We start from the raw sequence: 25,293 nt of genomic DNA on the forward strand, positions 1-25,293 counted from the left end.
CAAAAATCCCCGGCAGAGGTTAAAGGAGATCGCGCTGGAACCCCTGGCCACGCTGGAAATAGAAAGGCACCGGTGTCGCCGGAGACAGCTCCGGGTCCTCGGCAAGCCGGGTCCCCAGATCACCGAGAATGGTCTGTGTGATCACCGGCAGGTCAAGCCCGCGCGTTTCCTCGAGCGTCAGCCAGGCCACGTCCTCCAGTTCGCCGGAAGGGCCGGCCGCTTCGGGCAGCCGGTCGGCGATGGCATCGGAAAACACGGCGAGAAACCGGGTGTCGAAGCGACGCGGGCGGCCGGGCGGGGTGATGGCCCGCGCAATCATGCGGAAGGGTGACAGATCCAGCTCGATGCCACGCTCGGCAAAGGCCATCAGATCGCCCGGAGCACGCCAGGACTGGCCGGTGCGCCGTCCGATGAAGATGCCCGCCTCCTCATAGGTTTCGCGCACGGCGGCGACCGTGAAGGCCTTCAGCCGGGTCAGGGACAGCTTGCCCTTGGGCCGGGCCGCCAGCTTTGCCGCGACCTCCGGATGATAGTCCGCAACGACAGGCACACGGGAATCGGTCGGATCGACGCGGCCGCCGGGAAACACGAACATGCCGGGCATGAACACATGGCCCATGTGGCGCCGGCCCATCAGCACGCGCACCTTCGCCCCGCTGCGATCCAGAATCAGCAGCGTCGCCGCATCACGGGGACGGATTGTCGGGTGCAGCTTGTTTGCCTTCGCCTCTTTCAGGAGGTCGTCGACGCCGGGTGCTGTCATCTGGGGCTCGCGGCTGCCTCGGCACCCGGCATCTGGACCGGAAGGTCGTCGTCCGCGTCCGGGTCGAAGCCGTGCATGTACAGCGCCCATTGCAGCCCGACGAGCGCGCCCTTGACCGGGCGAAGGAAGCCGAGCGACAGGATCACCGTCAGGGTCAGCCACAGGCTCATGTGGATCCAGATTTCCGGACGGTACATGAACTCGACGGCCAGCATGGCCGGGATGATGATGTGGCCGACGATGGTGATGGTGAAATAGGGCGGGGCGTCATCGGCGCGGTGGTGGTGCAGTTCCGTGCCACAGGCGCTGCAGGCCGGGCTGACCGTCAGGAAGCCGTTGAACAGCTTGCCCTTGCCGCAGGCCGGGCAGCGGCACATCATGCCGCGCAGCATGGCTTCGGCGACGTTGCGCTGCGGCTTGGCGCGCGGCGCGTCGGCGGGCACTGCAATGCCATCGGCCTGGATGTAGTTCACGCTCATGATCTCGGGGTCCTCTTGCGCGGCGGCCGGGCAGCCTGCACGCTCTTGCGGTTGCGGCCGATGGCGGCGCGCGGTGCGCGTCCGGGCCTCCTGCCGTCCTTGTGTCCCTCGCTCAGCAAGGCGAACCGCAAGGCACCGGCGAAGGGGGCTGCTTCGACCAATTCAACTTCCACCCTATCACCAAGCTGGTGCCGTTCGCCCGTCCTGTCTCCGATCAGGGCGTGCGACCCTTCGTCATACCGGTAATAGTCGAGACCGATGGTCGAGGCGGGGATGAACCCGTCTGCCCCCGTGTCATCCAGGCGTATGAAAAGCCCCGACTTCACCACGCCGGAGATGCGGCCATGGAAGCGGGAGCCGACGCGCTCGCTCATCCACAGGGCGATCAGCCGGTCGATCGTCTCGCGTTCGGCCAGCATCGCGCGGCGCTCGGCGGCAGACACTTCCGCGCCAATGGCCTCGAGGCGGCCCTCGATTTCCTCCGGCAGGCCGTCGCTGCCCAGCCCCAGCGCCCGGATTAGGCCCCGATGCACGATCAGGTCGGCATAGCGGCGGATCGGCGAGGTGAAATGCGCATAGCGGCGCAGGTTCAGGCCGAAATGGCCGATGTTCATCGGCGAGTATTCGGCCTGCGCCTGCGAGCGCAGGATCACCTCATTGACCAGATGCGCCTGCGGCGTGTCCTTCACCCGGGCGAGGATGCCATTGAAGGTCGCCGGTCTCAGGCCCCCCGCGGACGGCAGCTTCATGCTGAGCGTGGAGAGGAACTCCTTCAGCGACTGCAGCTTCTCCGGGCTCGACGCATCATGGATGCGGTAGAGCAGGGGGATCTTCTTCTTCTCCAGCGTTTCGGCGGCAGCCACGTTCGCCTGGATCATGCATTCCTCGATGAGCTTGTGCGCATCAAGGCGGTCCGGAACATAGACGTGATCGACAGTGCCATCCGGCTTCAGCTTGATCTTGCGTTCCGGCAGGTCGAGATCCAGTGGCTCACGGGCATCGCGGCCAAGGCAGAGGCAGGCATAGGCCGCCCACAGCGGCTTCAGGATCGGCTCCAGCAGCGGTCCGGTCTTGTCGTCCGGCCGTCCGTCGATGGCCGCCTGCGCCTGTTGGTAGGACAGCTTGGCGGCCGAGCGCATCAGCACCCGATGGAAGGAATGCGCGATCTTGCGGCCGGTCTTGTCGAACACCATGCGCAGGCCGAGCGCCGGACGGTCGACATTCTCCTTCAGCGAGCACAGCTCGTTGGAGATGCGTTCCGGCAGCATCGGGATCACCCGGTCCGGGAAATAGACCGAGTTGCCGCGCAGATGCGCCTCGCGGTCGAGCGCGGTGCCCGGCCGGACGTAATGGGCAACATCGGCAATGCCGACGAACACCACATGCCCGCCTTCGTTGGCCGGGTCCTGGTCCGGTTCGGCATAGACCGCGTCGTCGTGATCCTTGGCGTCGGCCGGATCGATGGTGATCAGCGGGATCTTGCGCCAGTCTTCGCGCTTGCCAAGGGTGACCGGCTCGGCCCGTTCGGCCTCCACCTCGACCACCGCCGGGAAGACATGCGGGATGTTATGGCTGTGCAGGGCGATTTCCGACACGGCCATTTCGGAGTTCATCGAGCCGAAGCGGCGCAGGATCTTGGCGCGCGGCGAGCCATAACGGCCCGTGCGGGTGATCTCGACGCTGACGAGATCGCCCTCGGCGGCGTCCTTCAGATCCGACGGATCGATGTCGAGTTCGCGTTGCTTGCGGTCGATGGGCTCAAGATACGGCGGCTGATGGGCTGCACGCTGGCGCAGGATTCCGAGGATCGCGCCTTGCTGCTTTTCCAGCACCTTCAGCACCCGGGCGGCATAGCGCGCCTCCGGACCCGGATCGAGATCGGCGAGGCGCACGAGCGCGCGGTCGCCGATGCCCGGCTGGGTGCCACGCGGGGCGTCCTTGCGGGTGACGACCAGCACCTGCGGCGGCGGACCTGCCTCCTCGTCCCAGTTGACCGGCTCACCCAGCAGTTCGCCGTCGCGGTCGCGGGCGTTCAGATAGACGACCAGGATCGGCGGCAGGTCGCCCGGGCGGATCAGCTTCTTCTCGCGCCGCTCGACCAGGCCTTCCTCGGCCAGGCCCTTGAGGAGGCGTTTCAGCTCGATGCGGCCGGCGCCGACTATGCCAAAGTGGCGGGCAACCTCGCGCTTGCCGGCCTTGCCGGGGTTCTCAGCGACAAAGGCGAGGATATCCTCGCGCGAGGGAAAGGCGCCGGGGGTCTTCTGCGTCTTGGCCGCGACCTTGCGCGGCTTGGGGCGTTTTGTGCTCAAGTGTCCTTCTTGGTGCCAGCGGCACCTGCTTTGGCTTTCGGCGTGGTCGCCGTCTTCTTTGCGGTCGTCGTCTTCTTGGCGGCCGCCTTCTTCGGCGCTGCTTCCGCCGCTTCGCCGTCTGCGGCGTCGGCCTTCGCCTTCGTCGCCTTCTTGGTGGCTGCCGCCTTCGGAGCTGCGGTCTTCTTGGCTGCGGCCTTCTTTGCCGGCGCCTTCTTTGCAGTCGCGCCGCCCTTGGCCTTGATCAGCTCCAGCGCCTGTTCCACGGTCACGGCCATCGGGTCGCTACCCTTCGGCAGGGTGGCATTCACCTTGCCCCAGTTGACATAGGCACCGTAGCGGCCGTCGCGGATCGTAATCGGCCCGCCATCGGGATGATCACCCAGTTCCTTCAGCGCGGCCGGCGCGGAGCGCCCGCGTGCGCCCTTGGAGCGTTTTTCCGCCAGAAGATCGACCGCGCGGTTGATCCCGACCGAGAACACCTCATCAGCCGAGGCAAGGTTGGCATAGGTTCCTTCATGGACAATGAAGGGACCGAAGCGGCCAATGCCGGCCGAGATCATCTTGCCGTCTTCCGGATGCAGGCCGATCTCGCGCGGCAGCTTCAACAGCTGCAAGGCCTTGTCCAGCGTCAGGTCCGAGGCTGACCAGCCCTTGGGCAGGGAGGAGCGTTTCGGCTTGGTCTCGCCCTTCACTTCCTCGCCCAGCTGCACATAGGGGCCGAACCGGCCGGAGCGCAGGGAAACGTCCAGTCCGCTGTCCGGATCGGTGCCGAGCACCTTCGGGCCATCGGATGCCGCTTCCCCGTCCTCGCCGTCCTGGCCCCGGGCGAGCTGGCGCGTGTAGCTGCATTCGGGATAGTTCGAGCAGCCGATGAAGGCACCGAAGCGGCTGACCTTCAGCGACAGCTGGCCGGTCGAACAGGTCGGGCAGGCGCGCGGATCCTTGCCGTCTTCCCGGACCGGGAAGATATGCGAGGCCAGCAGCTCGTTCAGGGCGTCGATGACCTGCGACACGCGCAGATCCTTGGTCTCACCCACGGCGGCGGAGAAATCACGCCAGAACGCGGCCAGAACATCGCGCCAGGACAGTTCACCGGCCGAGATGCGGTCAAGCTGCTCTTCAAGGCTCGCGGTGAAGTCGAACTCCACATAGCGCGAGAAGAAGCTTTCCAGGAACGCCGTGACGATGCGGCCCTTGTCCTGCGGCACCAGCTGCTTCTTGTCGAGTTCCACATACTCGCGGTCGCGCAGGGTCTGCAGCGTCGAGGCGTAAGTGGAGGGGCGGCCGATGCCCAGCTCTTCCATCTTCTTGACGAGGCTGGCTTCGGTGTAGCGCGGCGGCGGCATGGTGAAATGCTGCTCCGCCTCGATCGGGCTCGGCTTGCCTTCAACGGCCCCAAGGCTCAGCGGTGCGCCATCCTCGACGGCGGGCAGGCGGTTTGCCGCCTCGTCGTCATCGTCGTCGCGGCCTTCCTGATAGAGAGCGAGGAAGCCGTCGAACCGGACAACCGAGCCGGTGGCGCGCAGCGCGGCGGACTTGCCCGCACCGGAAGCCGCGATGTCGATGGTCGTGCGCTCCAGCACGGCTGATTCCATCTGGCTCGCCATGGTGCGCTTCCAGATCAGCTCATAGAGCCGGGCCTGGTCGGGATCGAGGAACCGGGCCACGTCGCGCGGGCGGCGGAACAGGTCGGTCGGGCGCACGGCTTCGTGCGCTTCCTGGGCGTTCTTGGCCTTGGAGGAATAGAAGCGCGGCTTCTCGGGCACATAATTGTCGCCGAAGTCGCTGGCGATCACCTTGCGGGCGGCGGAAATCGCCTCGCCGGCGATCTGCACGCCGTCGGTTCGCATATAGGTGATGAGACCTGTGGTCTCGCCGCCAAGGGTGATGCCTTCATAGAGCTTCTGCGCCACCTGCATGGTGCGGGCGGCGGCAAAGCCGAGCTTGCGCGAGGCTTCCTGCTGCAGCGTCGAGGTGGTGAAGGGCGGCTGCGGGTTGCGCTTGGCCGGCTTGGAGACGACGCTCTCCACCCGGTAGCTGGCGCTTTCCAGCATGCGCTTGATCGTCAGCGCCTGGTCTTCGGTCTTGATGTCAAGGCGGGTCAGCTTCTTGCCGTCAAAGCCCACGACCGAAGCCTGCAGCGCTTCGCCCTTTGGCGTCTTCAGGTTGGCAAGGATCGACCAGTACTCTTCCTTGACGAAGGTCTCGATCTCCATCTCGCGGTCGCAGATGAGGCGCAGCGCCACCGACTGCACGCGGCCGGCCGAGCGGGCACCGGGCAGCTTGCGCCACAGCACCGGCGACAGGGTGAAGCCGACGAGATAGTCGAGCGCACGGCGGGCGAGATAGGCATCGACCAGCGGCGTGTCGATCGGACGCGGGTTCTTCATCGCCTCCAGGATCGACTGCTTGGTGATCGCGTTGAACACAACGCGCTCGACCGGCATGTCCTTGAGGACCTTCTTCTTCTGCAGCACTTCCAGAACGTGCCACGAAATCGCCTCGCCTTCGCGATCCGGGTCAGTTGCGAGAATCAGTCTGTCGGCGCCTTTGACGGCGGCGGCGATCTCGTTCAGGCGCTTCTGCGACTTGGCGTCGACCTCCCAGGTCATCGCGAAGTCCTCGTCGGGCAGCACCGAGCCATCCTTGGCCGGCAGGTCGCGCACGTGGCCGTAGGAGGCGAGGACGTGATAGTCGGAGCCCAGATACTTGTTGATCGTCTTGGCCTTGGCCGGCGATTCCACGATAACGATATTCATTGCGACCCAAACGTTCGAGCACGGTCGCGCCAGAGCTGCGGGCCTTAAGGCATTGCGCAGCGGCACGAACAAAATTTTGCGGCACGATCCGGGATCGCAGGCCGAGTGTCAAATGGACTGTTGCGTCCGGACGGTCAAGTCGTATGACCTCCCTCCTTTTTCGATCCTTTCGGGAGAACGCGGCTGGCGCAAGCCCTGCGAGATCGGAAGTTCCTGCGGATTGGACGCTTGTTCACATCAGAAGTGACACCCGCTGCCCGGGCGAGCGCTCCAGCCGGCCGGCCAGTTCCAGCTCGAGCAGCAGCACCAGAACGGTCCGCGCCGGCAAGCCCGTGTCGCGGATCAGCTCGTCGATCCCGACCGGCGTCGGCCCAAGCGCTTCCATCAGCCGGGCCCGGTCGGTCGGCCGCGCGCCCTCCGCAACCGGTCCGTCGCCATGTCCCGGCTCGTCCAGATCGAGATCGGGTACAAAGTCCGGCGCAATGCGCCCCGACAGGCTCTCCAGCACATCAGCGGTCGAGGTGATCAGCGTCGCGCCCTGGCGGATCAGATGATTGCAGCCCTCGCAGCGCGGATCGAGCGGCGATCCAGGCACGGCGAGGATGTCGCGGTTCTGCTCCAGCGCGAAGCGGGCGGTGTGCAGCGAGCCCGAGCCCTTGGCTGCCTCCACCACGATCACGGCAATCGACAGGCCGGAAATGACCCGGTTGCGCCGGGGAAAGTCGCGCCCGCGCGGGCTCCAGCCGAAGGGCATCTCGCTGATTGCCGACCCGCCAGCGGCCAGCAGGCGCTGCAGCAGGTCAGCGTTCTCCGGCGGATAGAGCACGTTCACCCCGCCGGCGAACACGGCCACCGTCCCGCCCTGCAGCGAGGCCTCATGGGCGGCGGCATCGATGCCCCGGGCAAGGCCGGAGACGATGACATAGCCTTCGTTCGACAGGTCCCGGGCAAGCTGTGCGGCAAACTTGCGCCCCGCCAGCGAGGCATTGCGCGCCCCGACGATGGCCAGTGCCTTGGGCTGGGCAAGCGTGGCACCGGAGCCGCGCAGGGACAGGAGGGGAGGCGGGCCGTCGATATGGCGCAGATGCGGCGGATAGTCGGCCTCGCCAAGCGCCACCAGCCTTGCCCCTGCACGGGCATGGGCCTCAAGTTCCGCCTCGGCCTCCTCGCGGCTGCAGATGCGGATCGCGGCCTTGCCGCCCCGGCGGGAGAGGTCCGGCAGCCCTTCAAGGGCTTTTTCGGCCGAGCCGAAATGATTGATCAGGCTGCGGAACGTGGCCGGGCCGACGTTTTCACTGCGGATGAGACGGAGCCAGGCGAGACGCTGAATATCACTGAGGTGACGGGCGCGGCCGGGCTCTGGCGTCATGACGCGGGATCAGCTCCCTCTGCCGCCGGCTTGCTCTTGGAGCCGATCTTCGATTCCTGACCCTTGAGCAGGCGGCCGATGTTCTCATGGTGCTTGGCCCACAGCATCAGCGTCAGCACGCCGAAAAGTTCGGCCAGCTGCCACTGGTCCAGAAGCACCAGCAGCACGGGGCTCGCCAGGCTTGCCGTCAGGGCGGAGAGCGAGGAATAGCGGCTGAGATAGGCAACCGCGATCCAGATCAGGGCGAAGGCGACGCCAGCCGGCCAGGACAGGCCGAGCAGGATGCCCAGATAGGTGGCCACACCCTTGCCGCCCTTGAACTTCAGCCAGACCGGGAACAGATGGCCCAGAAACGCACCGAACCCGGCGACCATGGCCATTTCCTGCCCGTAGAAATGCGAGACAAGCAGCACCGCGACCGTGCCCTTCAGCGCATCACCCAGCAGCGTTGCCGCCGCCAGCGACTTCTTGCCGGTGCGCAGCACATTGGTCGTGCCGATGTTGCCCGAGCCGATCTTGCGGATATCGCCAAGACCCGCCATGCGCGTGATGATCAGACCAAAGGGGATCGACCCCAGCAGGTAACCAAGGCCAAGCGCAGCGGCGTAGTAGGGCCAGGCATAGGCCCAGCTGATCGGATCCGGCACGGGTGAGGCTCTCCGTTAGTGGCTCAAGCGTAGTCGTAGACCTTGCGGCCTGCAACGATTGTGGTGAGGACGCGGCCGGAGAAACGGGCGTCCTCGAAGGGCGAGTTCTTCGAACGCGAGCGGATCGCCTTCTTTTCCAGCACCCACGGACGGTCGACGTCGAACACGATCACATCCGCCGGGGCTCCGGCCGTCAGCCGTCCGGCCTCAAGCCCGAGCCGGTTGGCAGGGTTCAGCGTCATGGCCCGAAGCAGCGGCAGCAGCTCGATGTCGCCGGCATGATACAGACGCAAGGCCGCGGCGAGCAGCGTCTCCAGCCCGATGGCCCCGTCCTCGGCTTCCGCCCAGGGGTGGCGCTTCGTCTCCACGTCCTGCGGATCGTGGTTGGAGCAGATGACGTCGATGGTGCCGTCGGCGACGGCGGCGACCATTGCCATGCGGTCGTTCTCGTCACGCAGCGGCGGCGACATCTTGAAGAAGGTCCGGTAGGGCCCGATGTCGTTCTCGTTTTGCGTCAGATGGTTGATCGACACACCTGCGGTGACGTCCAGCCCCCGGTCCTTGCCGATGCGCACGACGCCGGCCCCGTCCGATGTTGAGACGAGATTGGCGTGGTAGCGGCCCTTCGACATGGCCACGAGGCGCAGGTCGCGCTCCAGCATGATGATCTCGGCCTCGCGCGGCACACCCGACAGCCCCTTCCACGAGGCGTTGAGACCCGCGTTCATCGAGCCTCCCGCCAGATCCGGGTCCTCTGTGTGGTGCACGACGAGGGCCCCGAAATCCTTCGCATAAGTCAGGATGCGGCGCATGATCTGGGCGTTGCGCACCGACTTGTGGCCGTTGGTGAAGGCCACGGCGCCAGCTTCCTTGAGCAGGCCGATCTCGGTCATGTCCTGGCCGGCAAGCCCCTTGGTCAAGGCTGCCATCGGCCGGACATTGACAATGGCCGTGTCGCGGGCGCGGCGCAGGATGAAGTCCACCAGCGCCGGATCGTCGATCACCGGATCGGTCTCGGGCATGGTGACGATGGTGGTGACGCCGCCGGCCGCCGCCGCCTGGCTGGCGCTGGCAAAGGTCTCGCGGTGTTCGTGGCCGGGTTCGCCAACGGACACGCACATGTCGATGAGGCCGGGAGCCACGACCGCGCCATCGCAGTCGCGCACCTCGGCGCCATAGGGCGTGCCCTGGTTCAGTGCTTCGGGACCGGCAGCGAGGATCGTGCCATCGGCAATGATGACCGCGCCCGGCGCATCGATGCCACGGGCCGGGTCGATCACCCGTGCGTTGGTCAGGACCAGGGGTTTCGGCGTGTCAGCGGCCACGGCTCTTTATCCTAATGGTTCGGCAGATGCGCGGCGAGGGCCTCGAGCACGGCCATGCGCACGGCCACGCCCATTTCCACCTGTTCGCGGATCAGGCTCTGCGGACCGTCAGCCACTGCCGGATCGATCTCGACGCCCCGGTTCATCGGACCTGGATGCATCACCAGCGCGTCGTCCTTGGCATAGGCCAGCTTCTCGGCATCAAGGCCGTAGAAGCGGTAGTACTCGCGCACCGAAGGAATGAAGGCACCGTTCATGCGCTCGCGCTGCAGCCGCAGCATCATCACGATGTCCGCGCCCTTGAGGCCTTCCTTCATGTCGCGGAACACTTCCACGCCCATGCGGTCGATGCCGCTCGGCAGCAGGGTGGAGGGGGCGACAACGCGCACCCTTGCACCCAGCGCGTTGAGCAGGATGATGTTCGAGCGCGCCACGCGGGAATGCAGGATATCGCCGCAGATGGCGATGGTGAGCCTTGCGATCTTGCCCTTGTGGCGGCGGATCGTCAGGGCATCCAGAAGGGCCTGCGTCGGGTGCTCGTGCTGGCCGTCGCCCGCATTGATCACCGAACAGTCGACCTTGCGGGCGAGCAGATGCACCGCGCAGCCGGCCGCATGGTGACGCACGACGAGGATGTCGGGATGCATGGCGTTCAGCGTCGCCGCCGTGTCGATCAGGGTCTCGCCCTTCTTCACGGAAGAGGCGGCGACCTGCATGTTCATCACGTCAGCGCCAAGGCGCTTTCCGGCGATCTCGAAGGACGACTGGGTCCGGGTCGAGGCCTCGAAGAACAGGTTGATCTGTGTTCTGCCCCGCAGCACGGGACGGATCTTCTCGACCTGGCGGGAGACCTCGACGGCCTGGTCCGCACGGTCCAGGAGCCCCAGGATTTCGTGGGGTTGAAGGCCTTCGATGCCCAACAGATGTCGATGGGGAAAGAGGCCGGCTCGATGGGGATCATTTGCGCTCATCGAGGCAATGGCTATAGGCGGAGTCGAGGACTGCCGCAAGCTTGCAGCCCCGCTTTTCTGGGGGCGATCCCTCAGACAAGCACGGCGAGGCAGAAGGGGATCGTCAGGATCGCAGCGACGGTCTGCACGGTGAGGATTTCCGCCATCAGCCGGTGGTCACCGCCCATCTGCGCGGCCAGGAGATAGGACGCGCTGGCAGAGGGCACAGCCGTCGCGATGACCCCGGCCAGCAGGGCATCGCCGGTAACGCCGATGAGATGGCACAGCCCGGCGACCAGCGCCGGCATGACGAGAAGCCGGGCAAAGGTGCCGATCAGCAGCGCAGCCCCTGGCCGGCGCAGGGCCGACAGGTCGAGGCTCGCACCGACGCAGAGGATGCCGATGGGCAGCGAGGCGAGGCCAATCTGGTGCACGCTGTCCATCACCGGCGCGGGCAGGGGATTGCCCAGAATGTTCAGCACAAGTCCCGCCGTCGTCGAGACGATGAACGGATTGCGGACGAGATCGAGCCCGATCCGCTTCAGCGTCGGGGCAGAGCCTCCGGCGTAGCGCGACAGGATCAGCACCGACAGCACGTTGAGCATCGGGATCATGGCGATCATCGCCACCGCCAGCAACGCCAGTCCGGTCGCGCCGATCATCTCCCCAATCAGCGCCAGCGCGATAAAGGAGTTCCAGCGCGCGACGCCCTGGTAGATCGAGGTAAAGGCCGGGCCTGACACCTTGAACCGGGCAGCCAGCAACGGCCGCACCGCCAGAAGCGCAACTGTAACGATCAGGATCGCGCCGATCAGCGCGGCGCCCAGCCCCAGCGCCGGGATCTCGCTGAAATCGGCCCGGGCAACGGTCTCGACAATGATCGCCGGGAACAGGATGAAATAGGCCAGGCGCTCGATCCCGCGCCATTGCTCACCCGTGACAAGGTTGATGCGGGCAAGGCCCAGCCCCAGCGCCGTGATCAGGATCACCGGCAGAAGCGCGTCGAGGATCATCTGCATGGTGGTCTGCGCTCAGTCTTCTGTGCCGTCGTCGTAGATGGGAAAGCGGGGTCCGGAGCCCGTGCTGCTCAGCTGGAGATAGCCGAGCCGGTCGAGAAAGCCCTGCAGGATATAGGCCGCCGCCATCTTGTCGACGAGCTCGGCCCGCCGCGCCCGGCTGCGATCGGCCTCGATCAGCGTTCGCGTCACGGCCGCCGTTGACAGGCGCTCATCCCACAGGGTCATCGGCAGGTCGGTCTTCTCGGCCAGATTCCGGGTAAAGGACCGGGTCGACTGCACGCGCGGGCCCTCGGTGCCATCCATGTTCAGCGGCAGGCCGATGACCATGCCGCCGATCTTGTGGGTCTGGCAGATATCCAGAAGCTTCGCCGCGTCGAGGGTGAACTTCTCCCGCCGGATCGTCTCCAGCGGCGTTGCAATGCCACGGCCAAGGTCGGACAGCGCCAGACCGATGGTCTTGGTGCCGAGGTCGAGCCCGATGAGCCGGCTGCCGGGGGCGACAACGGCGACAAAGTCCTCAAGCGATAGGGTCGGATCAGATGCCATGCTTCCCGTGTATCAGGGGCGTGACAGCCACGCCAGACAGCTTGTGGCCTGATGGCTTGTTGCCTGCGTCCGGCCTTCTATACTCCCCCCCCGGAAAACCGGGCCGGCCGGCCCGCGACAGGGAGCTTGATGCGATGAAACTGACCTGGTTTGGCCATTCCGCCTTCCGTATCGACCTGAAGGACGCCGTCGTCCTGATCGATCCGTTCTTCACCGGCAACCCGGCCTTTCCGGCGGGCTCGAGCGTCGAGGCGGCAAGCGAGGGCGTTACGCATATTCTCCTCACCCATGGCCACGACGATCACATCGGCGACACGATCGCGATTGCGACCGCCAGCGGAGCGCAAGTGACGGCAAACTATGAAATCTGCATGTGGCTCATGAGCAAGGGCGTTGCCAACATCAACCCGATGAACGCGGGCGGCATGGTCGACACCGGTCCCTTCAAGGTGGCCCTGACCCCTGCGGTGCATTCCTCCGCCACCAGCCATGCCGGGGAGGGGCTCACCTACATGGGCAATCCGCATGGCATCGTGCTGGCTGCGCCGGGGGAAAAGGTGCTGCTGCACATGGGCGACACCGACATCTTCGGTGACATGGCCCTGATCCACGAGCTCTACCAGCCGAAGATCGGTCTCGTTCCCATCGGGGATCGCTTCACCATGGGGGCCCGCGCCGCCGCCCTGGCCTGCACCCGATTCTTCGATTTCGACACCATCATCCCCTGCCACTACGGTTCGTTCCCGATCATCGACGCCACCGCCGACGCGTTCGTCTCGGCCATGGGCGCGAAGGCCGGAACGGTCCAGGTGCCGGTGCCGGGCACGGCTGTGGTGGTGTGACGGGGGAGGGAAGCACTCTCTATAGCTGAAGCAAACTCTCCTGCGGAGGTCACCCCGGCCGAGCATCGCGAGAGCCGGGGTGACCTCCGTGGGAGGCATGCTGGCTCTACATCCCACCCTCTATCGCCTTGATCTCCCTCACATCCCGTTCCACAGCCACGCGGCCCCGCGTACGCCGGACGAATCGCCGTGTGCGGCTTTGGCGATCGGCACCGAATAGGTGTCGGAGAAGATGAAGGGCCGCATTGCGTCCGGCAGGTCGCGGTAGAGTTCGTCTACATTGGACATGCCACCGCCCAGCACGAACACGTCCGGGTCAAGAATGTTGGCGACCATGGCCATGGCCCGGGCAAGGCGGGCAACGTAGCGCCGGTAGGCAGCCTCGGCCTCGGTGTCGCCGGCGCGCATGGCGGCGATGATGCCGCGTCCGTCCAGGTCACGGCCACTGGCGCGGGCAAAATCCCATTCCAGCCCCTTGCCGGAAATCCAGCGGTCGAGCGTGCCGCGGTGGCCGGTCCAGCAGTCGGGGCCGGGGAATTCCTCCGCCGTCATCCACGGCACCGGGATGTTGCCCCATTCCCCGCCGATGCCGTTGGCGCCGCGATGCGCCTTGCCGTCGATGGCGATGCCCGAGCCGCTTCCCGTGCCGATGATGACGGCATGGACCACATGCGCGCCGGCTCCGGCGCCGTCGGTTGCCTCCGACACGGCCAGGCAATTGGCATCGTTCTCCACCCGCACAGGCCGGGCGAGGCGGGCCTCCAGATCCTTGTCCAGCGGCTTGCCGTTCAGCCAGGTGGAATTGGCGTTCTTGACGAGGCCGGTCCCCGGCGAGATCGAACCGGGGATGCCGAAGCCGACCGTTCCCGTCTGTCCCGTTGCCGCCTCCGCCCGCGCAACCAGTCCGGCTACGGCTTCGATGCAGCCGTGATAGTCGCCGCGCGGTGTCGCCACCCGCTCGCGGTAGAGTTCACGGCCGGCCTCGTCCAGCGCGATGATCTCCAGCTTGGTTCCGCCCCAGTCGACGCCCAGGCGCATGGTCATGTCACAGTCCTCCACTCGGGCCATTTGACGAGGTCCCCGTCGCGGTTGTGCCGCAGGGCGCGTCGGCGGGCAAGGCGCGGCTGCGGGTCCTTGTCGGGTCGATCGCGCTGCGCAGTGCGCCTGATGCATGTTTTTTCATCGTTCGCCGTCGATGTCGCATTTTCGGGCTCAGGTGTCGCGACTGCTCACGCGGGTCTTGGCGGCGGATGCGAGACTTTGCGTCAGGCTGGCGCCCGGGATGGTCGCCCTTGAGGTCTTCGACCCTGTGACATAGCCGCAAGAAAGCGGGTGCGGACGCCAGGTCCGCTGCGATGGCCGGAAACTGCCGTTGCGTCTTGATTTGAAAATATTTTCCCAAGTCTAGGCATTCCTGCAAAAAATACGTGCGAAATGGACTAAAAAATATCCATTCAATCCGCATTTTCTGCTTTTTCATTCCCGAAAATTTTGCTTTCCTTAGGGGGAAGAGCCTCCGTGCGATGCCTGCGTGCGGGGGCCAGAGGGAAATGTGCGTTCCGGTAATAGACCCCCGAGGTCACCACAATAAAAGCCGGACGAACTGCATGTCGGGGAACAGATGGCAAATAACCGGGGCGCGTCGGTCCGCTACGAGAATGTCCAGAAAAGCTATGACGGAGAATCGCTGGTCGTAAAAAACCTCAATCTCGACATCCCGCCCGGTGAATTCCTCACCATGCTGGGGCCGTCGGGATCGGGCAAGACCACCTGCCTGATGATGCTGGCCGGGTTCGAGCCGGCCACCCACGGCGAGATCTTTCTCAACGGCCGGCCGATCAACAAGGTGCCGCCGCACAAGCGCGGCATCGGCATGGTGTTCCAGAACTACGCCCTGTTTCCGCACATGACCGTGGCCGAAAACCTCGCCTTTCCGCTGCAGGTGCGTGGCATGAGCAAGGCTGATCAGGCGGTGAAGGTGAAGCGGGCGCTGGAAATGGTCGAGCTGGGCAAGCTCGGCAATCGTCGCCCGGCGCAGCTGTCCGGTGGTCAGCAGCAGCGCGTGGCGGTGGCCCGTGCCCTGGTGTTCGATCCGGAGCTGGTGCTGATGGACGAACCGCTCGGCGCACTCGACAAGCAGCTGCGCGAGCAGATGCAGTACGAGATCAAGCACATCCACGAAAATCTCGGCGTCACGGTGGTCTATGTCACCCATGACCAGACCGAAGCGCTGACCATGTCTGACCGGGTGGCCGTGTTTAACGACGGCATCATCCAGCAGCTGTCGACGCCGGACCTCCTTTATGAGGAGCCGCAGAATTCCTTCGTCGCCCAGTTCATCGGCGAGAACAACAAGCTGAACGGCAAGGTCGTCTCGGTCGAGAACGGGGCCTGCGAGGTGCTTGTTGCCGATGGCACGCGGCTGAAGGCGGACAAGGTCAATGTGTCCGGCGCCGGGGATGCGACCACCCTGTCGCTCCGGCCCGAGCGCGTGGAACTCGCGCCCGAGCGGCAGATGGACAACATGCTGCAGGGACGCATCGAGGAGCTGATCTATCTCGGCGACCACATCCGTGTGCGCATGACCGTCTGTGGCAACAGCGAGTTCATCGTCAAGGTTCGCAACCGCTCCGACCGCAGGCGGCTGGAGACCGGCTCGATGGTGCCGATCGGTTGGGAAATGAGGGATTGCAAGGCACTGGATGCCGTTGCGTAATGGAATGCGTGACCGGGGGCAGAAGATCTCCGGCACGACGACTTGACCGGTCCCGGTCCAACGCTCGAAAGGGGAGCAGATATGAAACTGGCAACCACACTCCTGGCCACGGCAGCGCTGTCGCTGACGTCCATCTCGGTACAGGCCGCTGACCTGACCATCGTGTCCTGGGGCGGCGCCTACTCGGCCTCGCAGAACAACGCCTACCACAAGCCCTTCATGGCGATGAAGTCGGGCGTCAACATCATCAATGACGAGTCCTCCAACGAGGCCGTCGCCAAGCTGCGCGCCATGAACGAGGCCGGCAACGTCACCTGGGATGTGGTCGACGTGGAAGGTCCGGACAGCCAGCGTCTGTGCGACGAAGGCCTGGCCATGGAAATCGACTTCGATGAATGGCTGGCGGCCGCGCCGGACGGGGCAACGGCGACCAAGGACTTTGGTCCCTCGCTGATCAACAAGTGCTTCATCCCGCAGATCGTCTTCTCCACCACCTTCGGCTACCGCACCGACGTGAAGGACTGGAACGGCGCGGTCCCGACCAGCCTCTGCGACATCTTCGACACCAAGAAGTTCCCCGGCAAGCGCAGCCTGGAAAAGCGCCCGAAGAAGAACATCGAATGGGCGCTCCTGTGCGACGGCGTTGCCAAGGATGACCTCTACACGGTGATGTCGAAGCCGGAAGGCATCCAGAAGGCGCTGGCCAAGCTCGACACCATCAAGAAGGACGTGATCTGGTGGACCGCCGGCGCGGAAACCCCGCAGCGTCTGGCTGACGGTGAAGCCGTCATCGGCTCGACCTACAACGGCCGCCTGTTCTCGGTGATCGAGGAGCAGAAGCAGCCGGTCGCCATGCTGTGGGACTGGCAGGTGTTCGACTTCGACGGCTGGATCATTCCGGCAGCCGTAAAGGAAGACAAGCTGCCCTTGATCAAGGAATACATCAAGTTCGCCACCGACACCCAGCGCCTCGCTGACCAGGCCAAGTACATTTCCTATGGCCCGGCCCGCGCCTCGTCGCAGCCGCTCGTCGGCAAGCACGCGGACCTCGGCATCGAGATGGCGCCGCACATGCCGACCAACCCGGCCAACCAGAAGAACTATCTGGTCAACAACATCGAGTGGTGGGCTGACAACCAGGATGAGGTCGAAGAGGCCTTCCAGGTCTGGCTTGCAAAGTAAGCCATGAGAGACGGACCGGGCGTGTCTGCGCCCGGTCCCCGTTTCCTTCGCGCCGGAACAAACATGACCCAGCTTGATGCGCCCGTGCTGACCCAGGATGGTCGGCCGCTCAAGGCGAGCCTTTCACGCGCCCTCAGACGGGAAAAACTGCGTGCCTTCATCCTGATCCTGCCGCTGCTGGCGTTTGTGCTCCTGACGTTCGCTGCGCCGATCGTCGACATGCTGCTGCGCTCGGTGGACAATTCGATCGTGCCGCAGACGCTGCCACGCACGGTCTTGGCGCTGTCCGACTGGGACCCGAAGGCGGAAGAACTGCCGGGCGAGGCGGCCTATGCGGCAATCGTTGAAGGACCTGCGCGAGGCGGTTGCCAACAAGACCCATACCCGGCTTGGCACGCGCCTCAATTATGAGCAATCCGGCTTTTCCAGCCTGATGCGCAAGTCCGGCCGTGCCGTCGAGAAGATCGAGAGTCCGGACGTGAAGGGACAGCTGATCGCGGCTGACAGCGCCTGGGGCGATCCTGTCATCTGGCAAACCCTGAAACTCTATTCCGGCACAACGACAAAGGGCTATTTCCTGTCCGCCGTCGATGCGCGCCAGTCAATCGATGGCGTTGAAATGCTCCCCGAGGGCGAGCGCGTCTATCTGATGCTGTTCGGCCGCACGCTGATGATGAGCCTGGCGATCACGCTGCTTTGCGCGCTGATCGGCTATCCGGTTGCCTTCCTCTTGGCGCAGCTTCCGATGCGCACGTCGAACATGCTGATGATCCTGGTGCTGCTGCCGTTCTGGACCAGCCTCCTGGTGCGCACCTCGGCCTGGAAGGTCCTTTTGCAGCAACAGGGCGTCATCAATGACCTGCTGGTCTGGATCGGACTGCTTGGTGACGACACGCGCCTCGTGATGATGAACAATGCCACCGGCACGATCATCGCCATGACGCATATCCTGCTGCCCTTCATGATCCTGCCGCTCTATTCGGTGATGAAGACGATCTCGCCCTCCTACATGCGGGCCGCGCGCTCGCTCGGCGCCAATGACTGGACGGCCTTCTGGCGCGTCTATTTCCCCCAGTCCGTGCCTGGCATCGGGGCAGGGGCGGTGCTCGTCTTCATCCTGGCCATCGGCTACTACATCACGCCGGAGCTGGTCGGCGGCACGTCCGGCATCTTCATTTCCAACCGCATCGCCTATCACATCTCCAGTTCGCTCAACTGGGGTCTGGCGGCGGCGCTGGGCGCGCTGCTGCTGGTGGCCGTGCTCATCCTCTTCTATGTCTACGACAAGGTCGTCGGCATCGATAACGTCAAGCTTGGATAGGAGCGCGCCGATGTCTTCCTTGCCCTCCTACGCCTCGCCGCTGCAACGCACCTGGCACTACACGTTCCGGGTTATCTGCGGGCTCATCTTCTTTTTCCTGGTGTTCCCGATCCTGGTGATCATCCCGTTGTCCTTCAACGCCCAGGACTTCTTCACCTTCACGCCTGAAATGCTGGCGCTGGATTCGGCCGGCTATTCGACCAAGCATTATGTGGACTTCTTCACCAATCCGGACTGGCAGAAGGCGCTGCAGAACTCCTTCATGATCGCGCCGACGGCGACCCTGCTGGCCACGGTTCTTGGCACGCTTGCGGCCATCGGCCTGTCGCAGCCGCATGTGCCGTTCCGTTCGGTGATCATGGCCATCCTGATCTCGCCGATGATCGTGCCGCTGATCATCGCGGCAGCGGGCATGTATTTCTTCTACTCCCGCATCGGCCTGCAGGGCACCTACTGGGGTGTCGTCATGGCCCATGCGGTGCTCGGCACGCCTTTCGTCATCATCACCGTGACGGCAACGCTGGTCGGCTTCGACAACAGTCTGGTGCGGGCGGCGGCCAGCATGGGCGCTGGGCCGATCACCACCTTCTTCAAGGTGCAGATGCCGCTGATCCTGCCGGGGGTCGTCTCCGGCGCGCTGTTTGCCTTCATCACCTCCTTCGACGAGGTGGTTGTGGTCCTGTTCCTGGGCTCTGCCAGCCAGAAGACGCTGCCCTGGCAGATGTTCATCGGCCTGCGCGAGCAGATATCCCCGACGATCCTGGCGGTCGCCTCGATCATGGTGGTACTCTCTGTGGTGCTCTTGACCGTGCTGGAGCTGTTGCGCCGGCGTTCGGAACGCCTGCGCGGCGTAACGCCGGCCTGAGACGAACTTGTCCGGCTCGCAGCAGTCAGTGCAGCGGGCCGGTGGACTGACATAGCGAAACGGACATGTTCCCAAGTGGACCCGGGGCGGTACGCCAGTTCCGGGCCGGGACTGCGGGCGATCGGCCTGCCACCGGACATGACTTTTCGCACCGAGATCGGGCCTGGCGGGCCGGCTTCCTTGACTGGAAGCCGGCCCGTTTTTCGTTATGGCCGGCTGGTAATAGGCCCACCAGCGCACTGTGAGGAGAAGTATCATGCATCACGATGACATGCCGCGACTGCAAGTGCTTGAAAATGGTGAGAAGAGCTGGTCGCCCTTTTCTGAAGGCGAGCTTCAGGGCCGGCAGGACCGTCTGCGGCGGCGGATGGAAGAGCTGAAGCTCGATGCCTGCGTGTTCACCAGCTACCACAACATCTGCTACTTCTCCGGCTTCCTCTACTGCTCCTTCGGCCGCCGCTACGGCTTTGTCGTCGATGAGCACCGCGCGACGGTGATCGCTGCCGGCATCGACGGAGGCCAGCCCTGGCGGCGCGTGCTGGGGGATGCGCTCACCTACACCGACTGGAACAAGGACAATTACTTCCACGCCCTGCAGGCGGCGCTGTTCTCCTCAGGCCGCAAGCCGGCGCGCATCGGCATCGAGTTCGACCACGTGTCCCTCGACCTGATGGCCAAGCTTCAGGCCGCCCTGCCGGGGGTGGAACTGGTCGATGTCAGCGATGCGGTCATGCGCATGCGCACCATCAAGAGCCTTGAGGAACAGGCGCTGATCCGTGAAGGCACGCGCATCTGTGACATCGGCGGCGCGGCGGTGGCTGGGGCCGTACGGGCAGGGGTTCCCGAGCACGAGGTGGCGCTTGCCGGCACGCAGGCCATGGTCCGGGCGATCGCCGCATCCTTCCCCTTCGTCGAGCTGATGGACACCTGGGTCTGGTTCCAGTCCGGCATCAACACGGATGGCGCCCACAATCCGGTGACCAACCGCGTGGTTCAGGCCGGCGACATTCTCAGCCTCAACTGCTTCCCGATGATCTTCGGCTACTACACGGCACTGGAGCGGACGCTCTTCTGCAATCACGTCTCCGACGCGCATCTGCGGCTGTGGGAGATCAATTGCGAGGTTCATCGCGCCGGACTGGAGCTGATCCGGCCGGGCGCGCGCTGCTGCGACATTGCCGCCACCCTCAACGACATCTACCGCCGCTACGACCTGCTGCAATACCGCAGCTTCGGCTACGGCCATTCCTTCGGCGTGCTCAGCCACTATTACGGCCGCGAGGCGGCGGTTGAGCTGCGCGAGGACGTGGAAACGGTGCTGGAGCCCGGCATGGTCGTGTCGATGGAACCGATGATCATGATCCCGGAAGGCTTGTCCGGGGCAGGCGGCTACCGCGAACACGACATCCTGATTCTCACCGAGACCGGAGCCGAGAACATCACCGGCTTCCCCTTCGGTCCCGAACACAACATCGTCGGCTAGGCCGGACTTGCCAGCCCTGACAGGGTCTGCGCGGGCGGGGACCAAGTCGTCCCCGCAGGTCCCGTCCTGGCGGTCCTGCCATGCCTGTGGTCCGGCTGGGACATGCGCAGTTCCCGGTATGGTCGAGACCGATGCCGCCCAATACTCTCCCTGCGTGCAGACAGGGCGGCTGTCTCATGGGGATTTCGTTGCGGCATGTCGCCTTGCGCTTGTTAATTGTATATTTTCGAATACAATGAACTATGAACATATGATGGCTCCATGTTCGCTGTGCGCGGCGGACTGCTCCTTTTGGAGGGAAGGCAGGAGCCAGGTTCAGACTGAGGAGGATCGACATGACAGACAGAGCAGGCCGACGGGACGGGACCGTTGCCATCCGCCAGCAAGGGAGGGCCGTCGCATGACCCGCCAAACCGACAAGCTCTCCCTCGATCGGCGCAACTTCCTGAAGGTGTTCATGGCCGCCGGTGGTGCCGGCGCGCTGGGATCACTGGCAAGCCCGGCCCGCGCCTCAGCGGTTCAGACCAAGGCCCGGATCGTGATCCTTGGCGCTGGCGCGGCAGGTACAGCTCTCGCCAATCGCCTGGTCGACCGGCTGAGCGGTGCCAGCATCACCATCGTCGATGGCCGCAAGCAGCACCTCTACCAGCCGGGCTTCACGCTCATTGCCGCCGGTCTGAAGCCTGCGTCCTATTCCGTCACCGCCACCACCGACTGGCTGCCCTCTGGCGTCACGCTGGTCGAGGAGGCGGCGGCCAACATCGATCCTGTGTCCCGCAAGGTGACGACGGCCTCCGGCAAGGACCTCGAGTATGATTTCCTCATCCTCGCCACCGGTCTGACGCTCGACTATGGCCAGATCGAAGGCATGTCGATGGATCTCATCGGCAAGAACGGCATCGGCTCGGTCTATGCCGGACCGGACTATGCCGCCATGACCTATGCCGAAATGAGCCGCTTTACCGACAAGGGCGGTGTCGGCCTGTTCTCTCGTCCGGCAACCGAGATGAAATGTGCCGGTGCGCCACTCAAATATGCGTTCCTGACCGACGACATTGCCCGGCGCAAGGGCAACCGTGGCAAGCTCGAGATGGTCTATGCCGCCCACAACAAGGCGCTGTTCTCGGTGCCGATCGTGCATGAAAAGGTGCGCATGCTGTTCGAGGACCGGGGCATCGAGGTGCGCCGCGAGCATGTCATGACAGCCATCGACCCGGGCAGGAAGGTCGCCACCTTCACGACCCCCGACGGGCCAAAGGAGATCGGCTACGACTTCACCAACATCATTCCGCCGATGCGGGCGCCGGATGTGGTGCTGAACAGCCCCTTGCCCTGGCAGGACGGTCCCTGGGTCAAGCAGGGCTGGGCCGAGGTCAACAAGCACAGCCTGCGCCATGTCCGTTTCCCTGAGGTGTTTGCGGTCGGTGACATCGCCGGTGTGCCGAAAGGCAAGACGGCGGCCAGCGTCAAATGGCAGGTGCCGGTGGTCGAGGATCATCTCGTCGCCGCCATCGTCGGCAAGGAAGGCACCACCAGCTATGATGGCTACACCTCCTGTCCGCTGATAACCCGCATCGGCCGGGCCATGCTGGTCGAGTTCGACTACAAGGACAATCTGGTTCCCTCCTTCCCGGGCGTGATCGCTCCCCTGGAGGAACTCTGGGTATCCTGGCTGATGAAGGAAGTCGCCCTGAAGGCGACCTACAATGCCATGTTGCGCGGCCGGGCCTGAAGCGGAGAGCCAATCATGAAAGAACTGACCTTTGGCATGCTCCTCGCCGTTTTCGAGGAAATGTTCGGCGCCACCCTGTTCTGGACCCTGGTCGCAGGGGCGGTGCTCATCACCCTGTCATTCCTCTACGTGCTGCTGCGCGACCGCAAGGTCGTCGCCAGCCAGCTGGTCCGGGCGGAACTGCTGGCACCGATCGGCGCGGTTGCCGCGATCCTGTTCGTGCAATTCGTCACCAACTCCGGCTTTTCCGACATCGGCGGACCGGTCGATGTGATTGCGCTGATCCTGATCGGCGTCGCGGGGGCCGTTGGCCTCACCGTGCTTGCCTATGTGGTTCAGGGGCTGTTCGGCAATCGTGCCGGCAAGGCAACCTGACCCGCCGCCTTCGACGTCTGATGTCACGCTCCGCGACGTGCCCTTGACCCGGATCAAGGGCACGGTCCGCCGTCTGTGTCATGCATTTCGTTCCAGGTTGCGTTTTTCAAGGCACCACAGGGAGATGCAGGCAATGGCTCACAATCAGACTCAGCAGCAGCGTCCGTCTCCAGCGGTCTCAGGCCGCAGCCTGGTCCTTGCGCTTCTGGCTGGTCTGCTGCTGTGGTCGGGTGTCGTGGGACCGTCCACCTCTGCGGCGGCCGCAGACGAGGCGGCGCGTCGCGGGGAGGCGGTGATCGAGACCTGGTGCCGGGATTGCCATCCCCGCCCTGATCAGGATCCTGCCGCCTTTGACGCCCCGCCTTACGAGGTCATCGTCCAGCTGCCCGACCATGACGAGGCCTATTTCCGCCGCTTCCTCACCGAAGACCATTTTCCGATGCCGACCTTTCGCCTGTTCGACGACGAAAAGGCCGATGTCGTTGCCTATCTGATGTCGTTGAAGGCCCGTCAACCGCGCCCTTGAAACACCAAAGGCACCCGCAATGAAATGACGGGTGCCTTCGAGGCTCCGGCGCGATTACGCGCCTGGTTACAGTTCTGTCTCGGTCCAGTCGCGGTTCAGGCGATGAACACGCCGGCGGCATCAAAGGCCGCACGGGTGCCGATGAACGAGATCGTGATGTTGTCGGCGACCTGGGTGTTGACGAAAGCGATCTGGTCGCCGTCATTCACCACCACGTCCGTGTCGACGACAAACAGGAAGTTCGTGCCGTAGCTGTAGACATTCACTTGATCGAAGGCCGTCACGATGCTGCGGACAAGCTTGCTTGCATCGGCGCTCGGCAGGGAGTTGAGCAGCAGGCTGCTGTTGTCCTGCAGCGCGAAGCCGGCATTGCCGCTGGCAGCGGTCACGCCGTCAAATGTTGTAACGCTGTTGCCGCTGTCGGTGCTGGCAACAATCGGCAGGACCTGCGAGGCATTGGCCCCGATGGTGACTGCAACCATCGACTTGCTGTCGAAGGGCAGGCCAGCGGGAACGGTGCTTTCGAAAGCCTGCGCTGCAGCCACGAGGACGATGGACGAGGCGGCAATGCCATCTGCCACGTCGGTGACCGCCGTGCCATTCGACGTCGTCGAGCCGGATGACTTGGCCGTCTCGGTCCCAAGCGTCGGCCGTTCGGCGGTACCGCTGGTCGAAGCCTCGGCAGGCCGGCCACGCGCTGCGTCGTCCTGCGACGACTGCGTCACCGTGACATGCTCACCGGTCGATGCGTCCTGAACCTTGGCCGGTTCGATGCGCGGATCATGGTGGGCAACCTGCAGATCGGCCAGATGGCGCGGTGCGTCGTCGCTGGCAGCAACCTTGCCGTCCTGCGCGTCATCACCGTGAACAATCTTGCTGTCCACGTCATTGATCACGCGCTCCGAGGCGTCGGCCAGAGTGATCTTGTCGGAGACCTTGTCGGACGCATCGGCGCGGGCTTCGGTATGTGCCTCTTCGCCGGCCAGCTGCTTGTCGAAGTCTTCGCGGACAACGCCAACCGTGACAACGATCGCGCCAACCATGGCAGCCATCAGAACCGGATTGTCGACGCTTTCCTGCAGCCGCGTCAGAACGGCGCGGATCTTGGCCAGCTGGCTGTGGCTGACGTCATCGAAGCCCGACGCATCGTCGTCAGCCTCATGGGCCTGGGCAGCCTTGCTCTTGACGACCAGGAACACGGCCACCAGCGAGAACAGCAACTGCGCCGCCGGATGGCTGACGACATTGCCCGGACGCTCGCGATTCTGCTGCAGCTTGCCGCTGATCGCCGCCTCGAACTGGTCGACCGCCTGACGGAAGTTCCGTGCCTTCACCTTCACGTTCAGCGGCTCGCTGACCATGATGTATTCGCCGGAGAGCCGGGCCAGATGCAGGAAGACGTCGTCGCCCGTCGGGTCGAAGAACACCGCCCACGGCTCGTTGCGATCCGTTACGCCCCGGTCCAGATCCACGCCGAGCCCGTTCTGCTGCAGCAGGTGCAGCACGCGGTAGATTTCGGCGAGCTCCTGCTGGCGCCAGTCACCCGTGTTCGACGGGGCAGGCTGCGCGGAGCGGGGCGAGAAGAACAGAAGCGACATGCGTCGGCGGTCCGTTTGCAGGTTCGATCAAGCCAGACTATGGCCGATCCGAAAGGGATTGCGAAGCGCGGAGTGCAGTTGCCCGGAAAAATCAGGCGGACTGTTGCTCGATGTCTTCAAACAGCAGTTCGAACACCACCGGCTCATAGTAGCGCAGGATATGGTAAACGAATTCCTTGCGCTTCATGCCGAGGGCATCGGCCCACTTGGCAAAACGGCCGGCGGGGATGCGGCCACGGCCGTTCTCGATCTGCGACACGAAGGAATAGTAGTCCACGCCGACCAGTTCGGCGAGTTCGGTCTGCGACAGGCCGCGGGCCTCACGCATCGACTTCAGCCATTCGCCAGCCGCCTTGCGCAGCTGAACGGCATTATGCTCCTGATCGACAAGAGCCTGGGAACCAACGGTCTTGACCATAACTGGATCCGTTCCTGTTTGCTCTGGCCCTCGCCGTTCGCAACCGGCTGCCCTGGAGGAGGGCAGTCA

Annotated in this window: 21 protein-coding genes and 1 pseudogene; 9 read left to right on the forward strand and 13 right to left on the reverse strand. The window is 64.6% G+C overall.

Translation table 11 applies throughout. The features are described 5' to 3' along the window. Window positions 1–19 precede the first annotated feature (19 nt). The 10 genes from OVA12_RS08055 to ruvX all read right to left on the reverse strand — a co-directional run bounded on the left by OVA12_RS08055 (window position 20) and on the right by ruvX (window position 12,166). The gene (locus OVA12_RS08055; RefSeq protein WP_268136112.1) at window positions 20–763 is read right to left on the reverse strand and encodes an NUDIX hydrolase; all 744 of its coding nucleotides are present in this window, start codon (window positions 761–763) and stop codon (window positions 20–22) included. Next, on the reverse strand, window positions 760–1,242 hold the full coding sequence (locus tag OVA12_RS08060; RefSeq protein WP_268136114.1) for a DUF983 domain-containing protein: 483 nt from the start codon (window positions 1,240–1,242) through the stop codon (window positions 760–762). The genes OVA12_RS08055 and OVA12_RS08060 overlap by 4 nt, the downstream gene beginning before the upstream one ends. Beyond that, window positions 1,239–3,551, reverse strand: a complete 2,313-nt coding sequence (rnr, locus tag OVA12_RS08065; protein ID WP_268136116.1) for a ribonuclease R — start codon at window positions 3,549–3,551, stop codon at window positions 1,239–1,241. The genes OVA12_RS08060 and rnr overlap by 4 nt, the downstream gene beginning before the upstream one ends. After that, window positions 3,548–6,310: a type I DNA topoisomerase gene (gene topA, locus OVA12_RS08070; protein WP_268136118.1), complete on the reverse strand. Its 2,763-nt coding sequence runs from the start codon at window positions 6,308–6,310 to the stop codon at window positions 3,548–3,550. The genes rnr and topA overlap by 4 nt, the downstream gene beginning before the upstream one ends. A gap of 232 nt (window positions 6,311–6,542) precedes the next feature. Further along, entirely contained in the window at window positions 6,543–7,679 is a 1,137-nt protein-coding gene (gene dprA / locus OVA12_RS08075; protein ID WP_268136120.1) for a DNA-processing protein DprA, read from the reverse strand. Beyond that, the gene (plsY, locus tag OVA12_RS08080; protein ID WP_268136122.1) at window positions 7,676–8,326 is read right to left on the reverse strand and encodes a glycerol-3-phosphate 1-O-acyltransferase PlsY; all 651 of its coding nucleotides are present in this window, start codon (window positions 8,324–8,326) and stop codon (window positions 7,676–7,678) included. The genes dprA and plsY overlap by 4 nt, the downstream gene beginning before the upstream one ends. A 23-nt stretch (window positions 8,327–8,349) precedes the next feature. Further along, complete coding sequence (locus OVA12_RS08085; protein ID WP_268136124.1) at window positions 8,350–9,651, reverse strand: dihydroorotase; 1,302 nt, start codon at window positions 9,649–9,651, stop codon at window positions 8,350–8,352. Window positions 9,652–9,662: 11 nt separating this feature from the next. Beyond that, window positions 9,663–10,622, reverse strand: coding sequence for an aspartate carbamoyltransferase catalytic subunit (locus OVA12_RS08090; protein ID WP_268136126.1), 960 nt, complete (start codon window positions 10,620–10,622; stop codon window positions 9,663–9,665). A gap of 71 nt (window positions 10,623–10,693) precedes the next feature. Then, window positions 10,694–11,620, reverse strand: a complete 927-nt coding sequence (locus OVA12_RS08095; RefSeq protein WP_268136128.1) for an AEC family transporter — start codon at window positions 11,618–11,620, stop codon at window positions 10,694–10,696. 12 nt (window positions 11,621–11,632) lie between these two features. Then, a complete protein-coding gene (gene ruvX, locus OVA12_RS08100; protein WP_268136130.1) occupies window positions 11,633–12,166 on the reverse strand; it encodes a Holliday junction resolvase RuvX in 534 nt (177 codons plus the stop codon). Window positions 12,167–12,300: 134 nt separating this feature from the next. Between ruvX and OVA12_RS08105 the strand changes: the two genes are divergently transcribed. Continuing rightward, the gene (locus OVA12_RS08105; RefSeq protein ID WP_268136132.1) at window positions 12,301–13,008 is read left to right on the forward strand and encodes a metal-dependent hydrolase; all 708 of its coding nucleotides are present in this window, start codon (window positions 12,301–12,303) and stop codon (window positions 13,006–13,008) included. A 138-nt stretch (window positions 13,009–13,146) separates the two neighbouring features. Here the strand turns inward: OVA12_RS08105 and OVA12_RS08110 are convergent, their stop codons facing one another. Then, window positions 13,147–14,046, reverse strand: a complete 900-nt coding sequence (locus OVA12_RS08110) for an ROK family protein (RefSeq protein ID WP_268137053.1) — start codon at window positions 14,044–14,046, stop codon at window positions 13,147–13,149. Between the two features lie 583 nt (window positions 14,047–14,629). Here OVA12_RS08110 and OVA12_RS08115 point away from each other — a divergent pair. The 8 genes and pseudogenes from OVA12_RS08115 (at window position 14,630) to OVA12_RS08150 (ending at window position 23,208) form a co-directional block, all read left to right on the forward strand. Continuing rightward, on the forward strand, window positions 14,630–15,724 hold the full coding sequence (locus OVA12_RS08115; RefSeq protein ID WP_268136134.1) for an ABC transporter ATP-binding protein: 1,095 nt from the start codon (window positions 14,630–14,632) through the stop codon (window positions 15,722–15,724). An 81-nt stretch (window positions 15,725–15,805) separates the two neighbouring features. Further along, entirely contained in the window at window positions 15,806–16,906 is a 1,101-nt protein-coding gene (locus tag OVA12_RS08120) for an extracellular solute-binding protein (RefSeq protein WP_268136136.1), read from the forward strand. 63 nt (window positions 16,907–16,969) lie between these two features. Continuing rightward, window positions 16,970–18,227, forward strand: a pseudogene (locus tag OVA12_RS08125) (ABC transporter permease). Between the two features lie 10 nt (window positions 18,228–18,237). Continuing rightward, window positions 18,238–19,092, forward strand: a complete 855-nt coding sequence (locus OVA12_RS08130) for an ABC transporter permease (RefSeq protein ID WP_268136138.1) — start codon at window positions 18,238–18,240, stop codon at window positions 19,090–19,092. A 256-nt stretch (window positions 19,093–19,348) separates the two neighbouring features. Continuing rightward, window positions 19,349–20,575, forward strand: coding sequence for a M24 family metallopeptidase (locus tag OVA12_RS08135; protein WP_268136140.1), 1,227 nt, complete (start codon window positions 19,349–19,351; stop codon window positions 20,573–20,575). Between the two features lie 400 nt (window positions 20,576–20,975). Continuing rightward, a complete protein-coding gene (locus tag OVA12_RS08140; RefSeq protein ID WP_442793822.1) occupies window positions 20,976–22,307 on the forward strand; it encodes an NAD(P)/FAD-dependent oxidoreductase in 1,332 nt (443 codons plus the stop codon). A 15-nt stretch (window positions 22,308–22,322) separates the two neighbouring features. Beyond that, a complete protein-coding gene (locus tag OVA12_RS08145; protein WP_268136142.1) occupies window positions 22,323–22,682 on the forward strand; it encodes a DUF5368 domain-containing protein in 360 nt (119 codons plus the stop codon). A gap of 133 nt (window positions 22,683–22,815) precedes the next feature. Next, the gene (locus tag OVA12_RS08150) at window positions 22,816–23,208 is read left to right on the forward strand and encodes a c-type cytochrome (RefSeq protein WP_268136144.1); all 393 of its coding nucleotides are present in this window, start codon (window positions 22,816–22,818) and stop codon (window positions 23,206–23,208) included. A gap of 95 nt (window positions 23,209–23,303) precedes the next feature. Here the strand turns inward: OVA12_RS08150 and OVA12_RS08155 are convergent, their stop codons facing one another. Next, entirely contained in the window at window positions 23,304–24,806 is a 1,503-nt protein-coding gene (locus OVA12_RS08155; protein ID WP_268136146.1) for a hypothetical protein, read from the reverse strand. 91 nt (window positions 24,807–24,897) lie between these two features. Further along, complete coding sequence (locus tag OVA12_RS08160) at window positions 24,898–25,224, reverse strand: helix-turn-helix domain-containing protein (protein WP_268136148.1); 327 nt, start codon at window positions 25,222–25,224, stop codon at window positions 24,898–24,900. Between the last annotated feature and the right edge of the window lie 69 nt (window positions 25,225–25,293).

Source organism: Pannonibacter sp. SL95 (genome assembly GCF_026672425.1).
Classification (GTDB): Bacteria; Pseudomonadota; Alphaproteobacteria; order Rhizobiales; family Stappiaceae; genus Pannonibacter.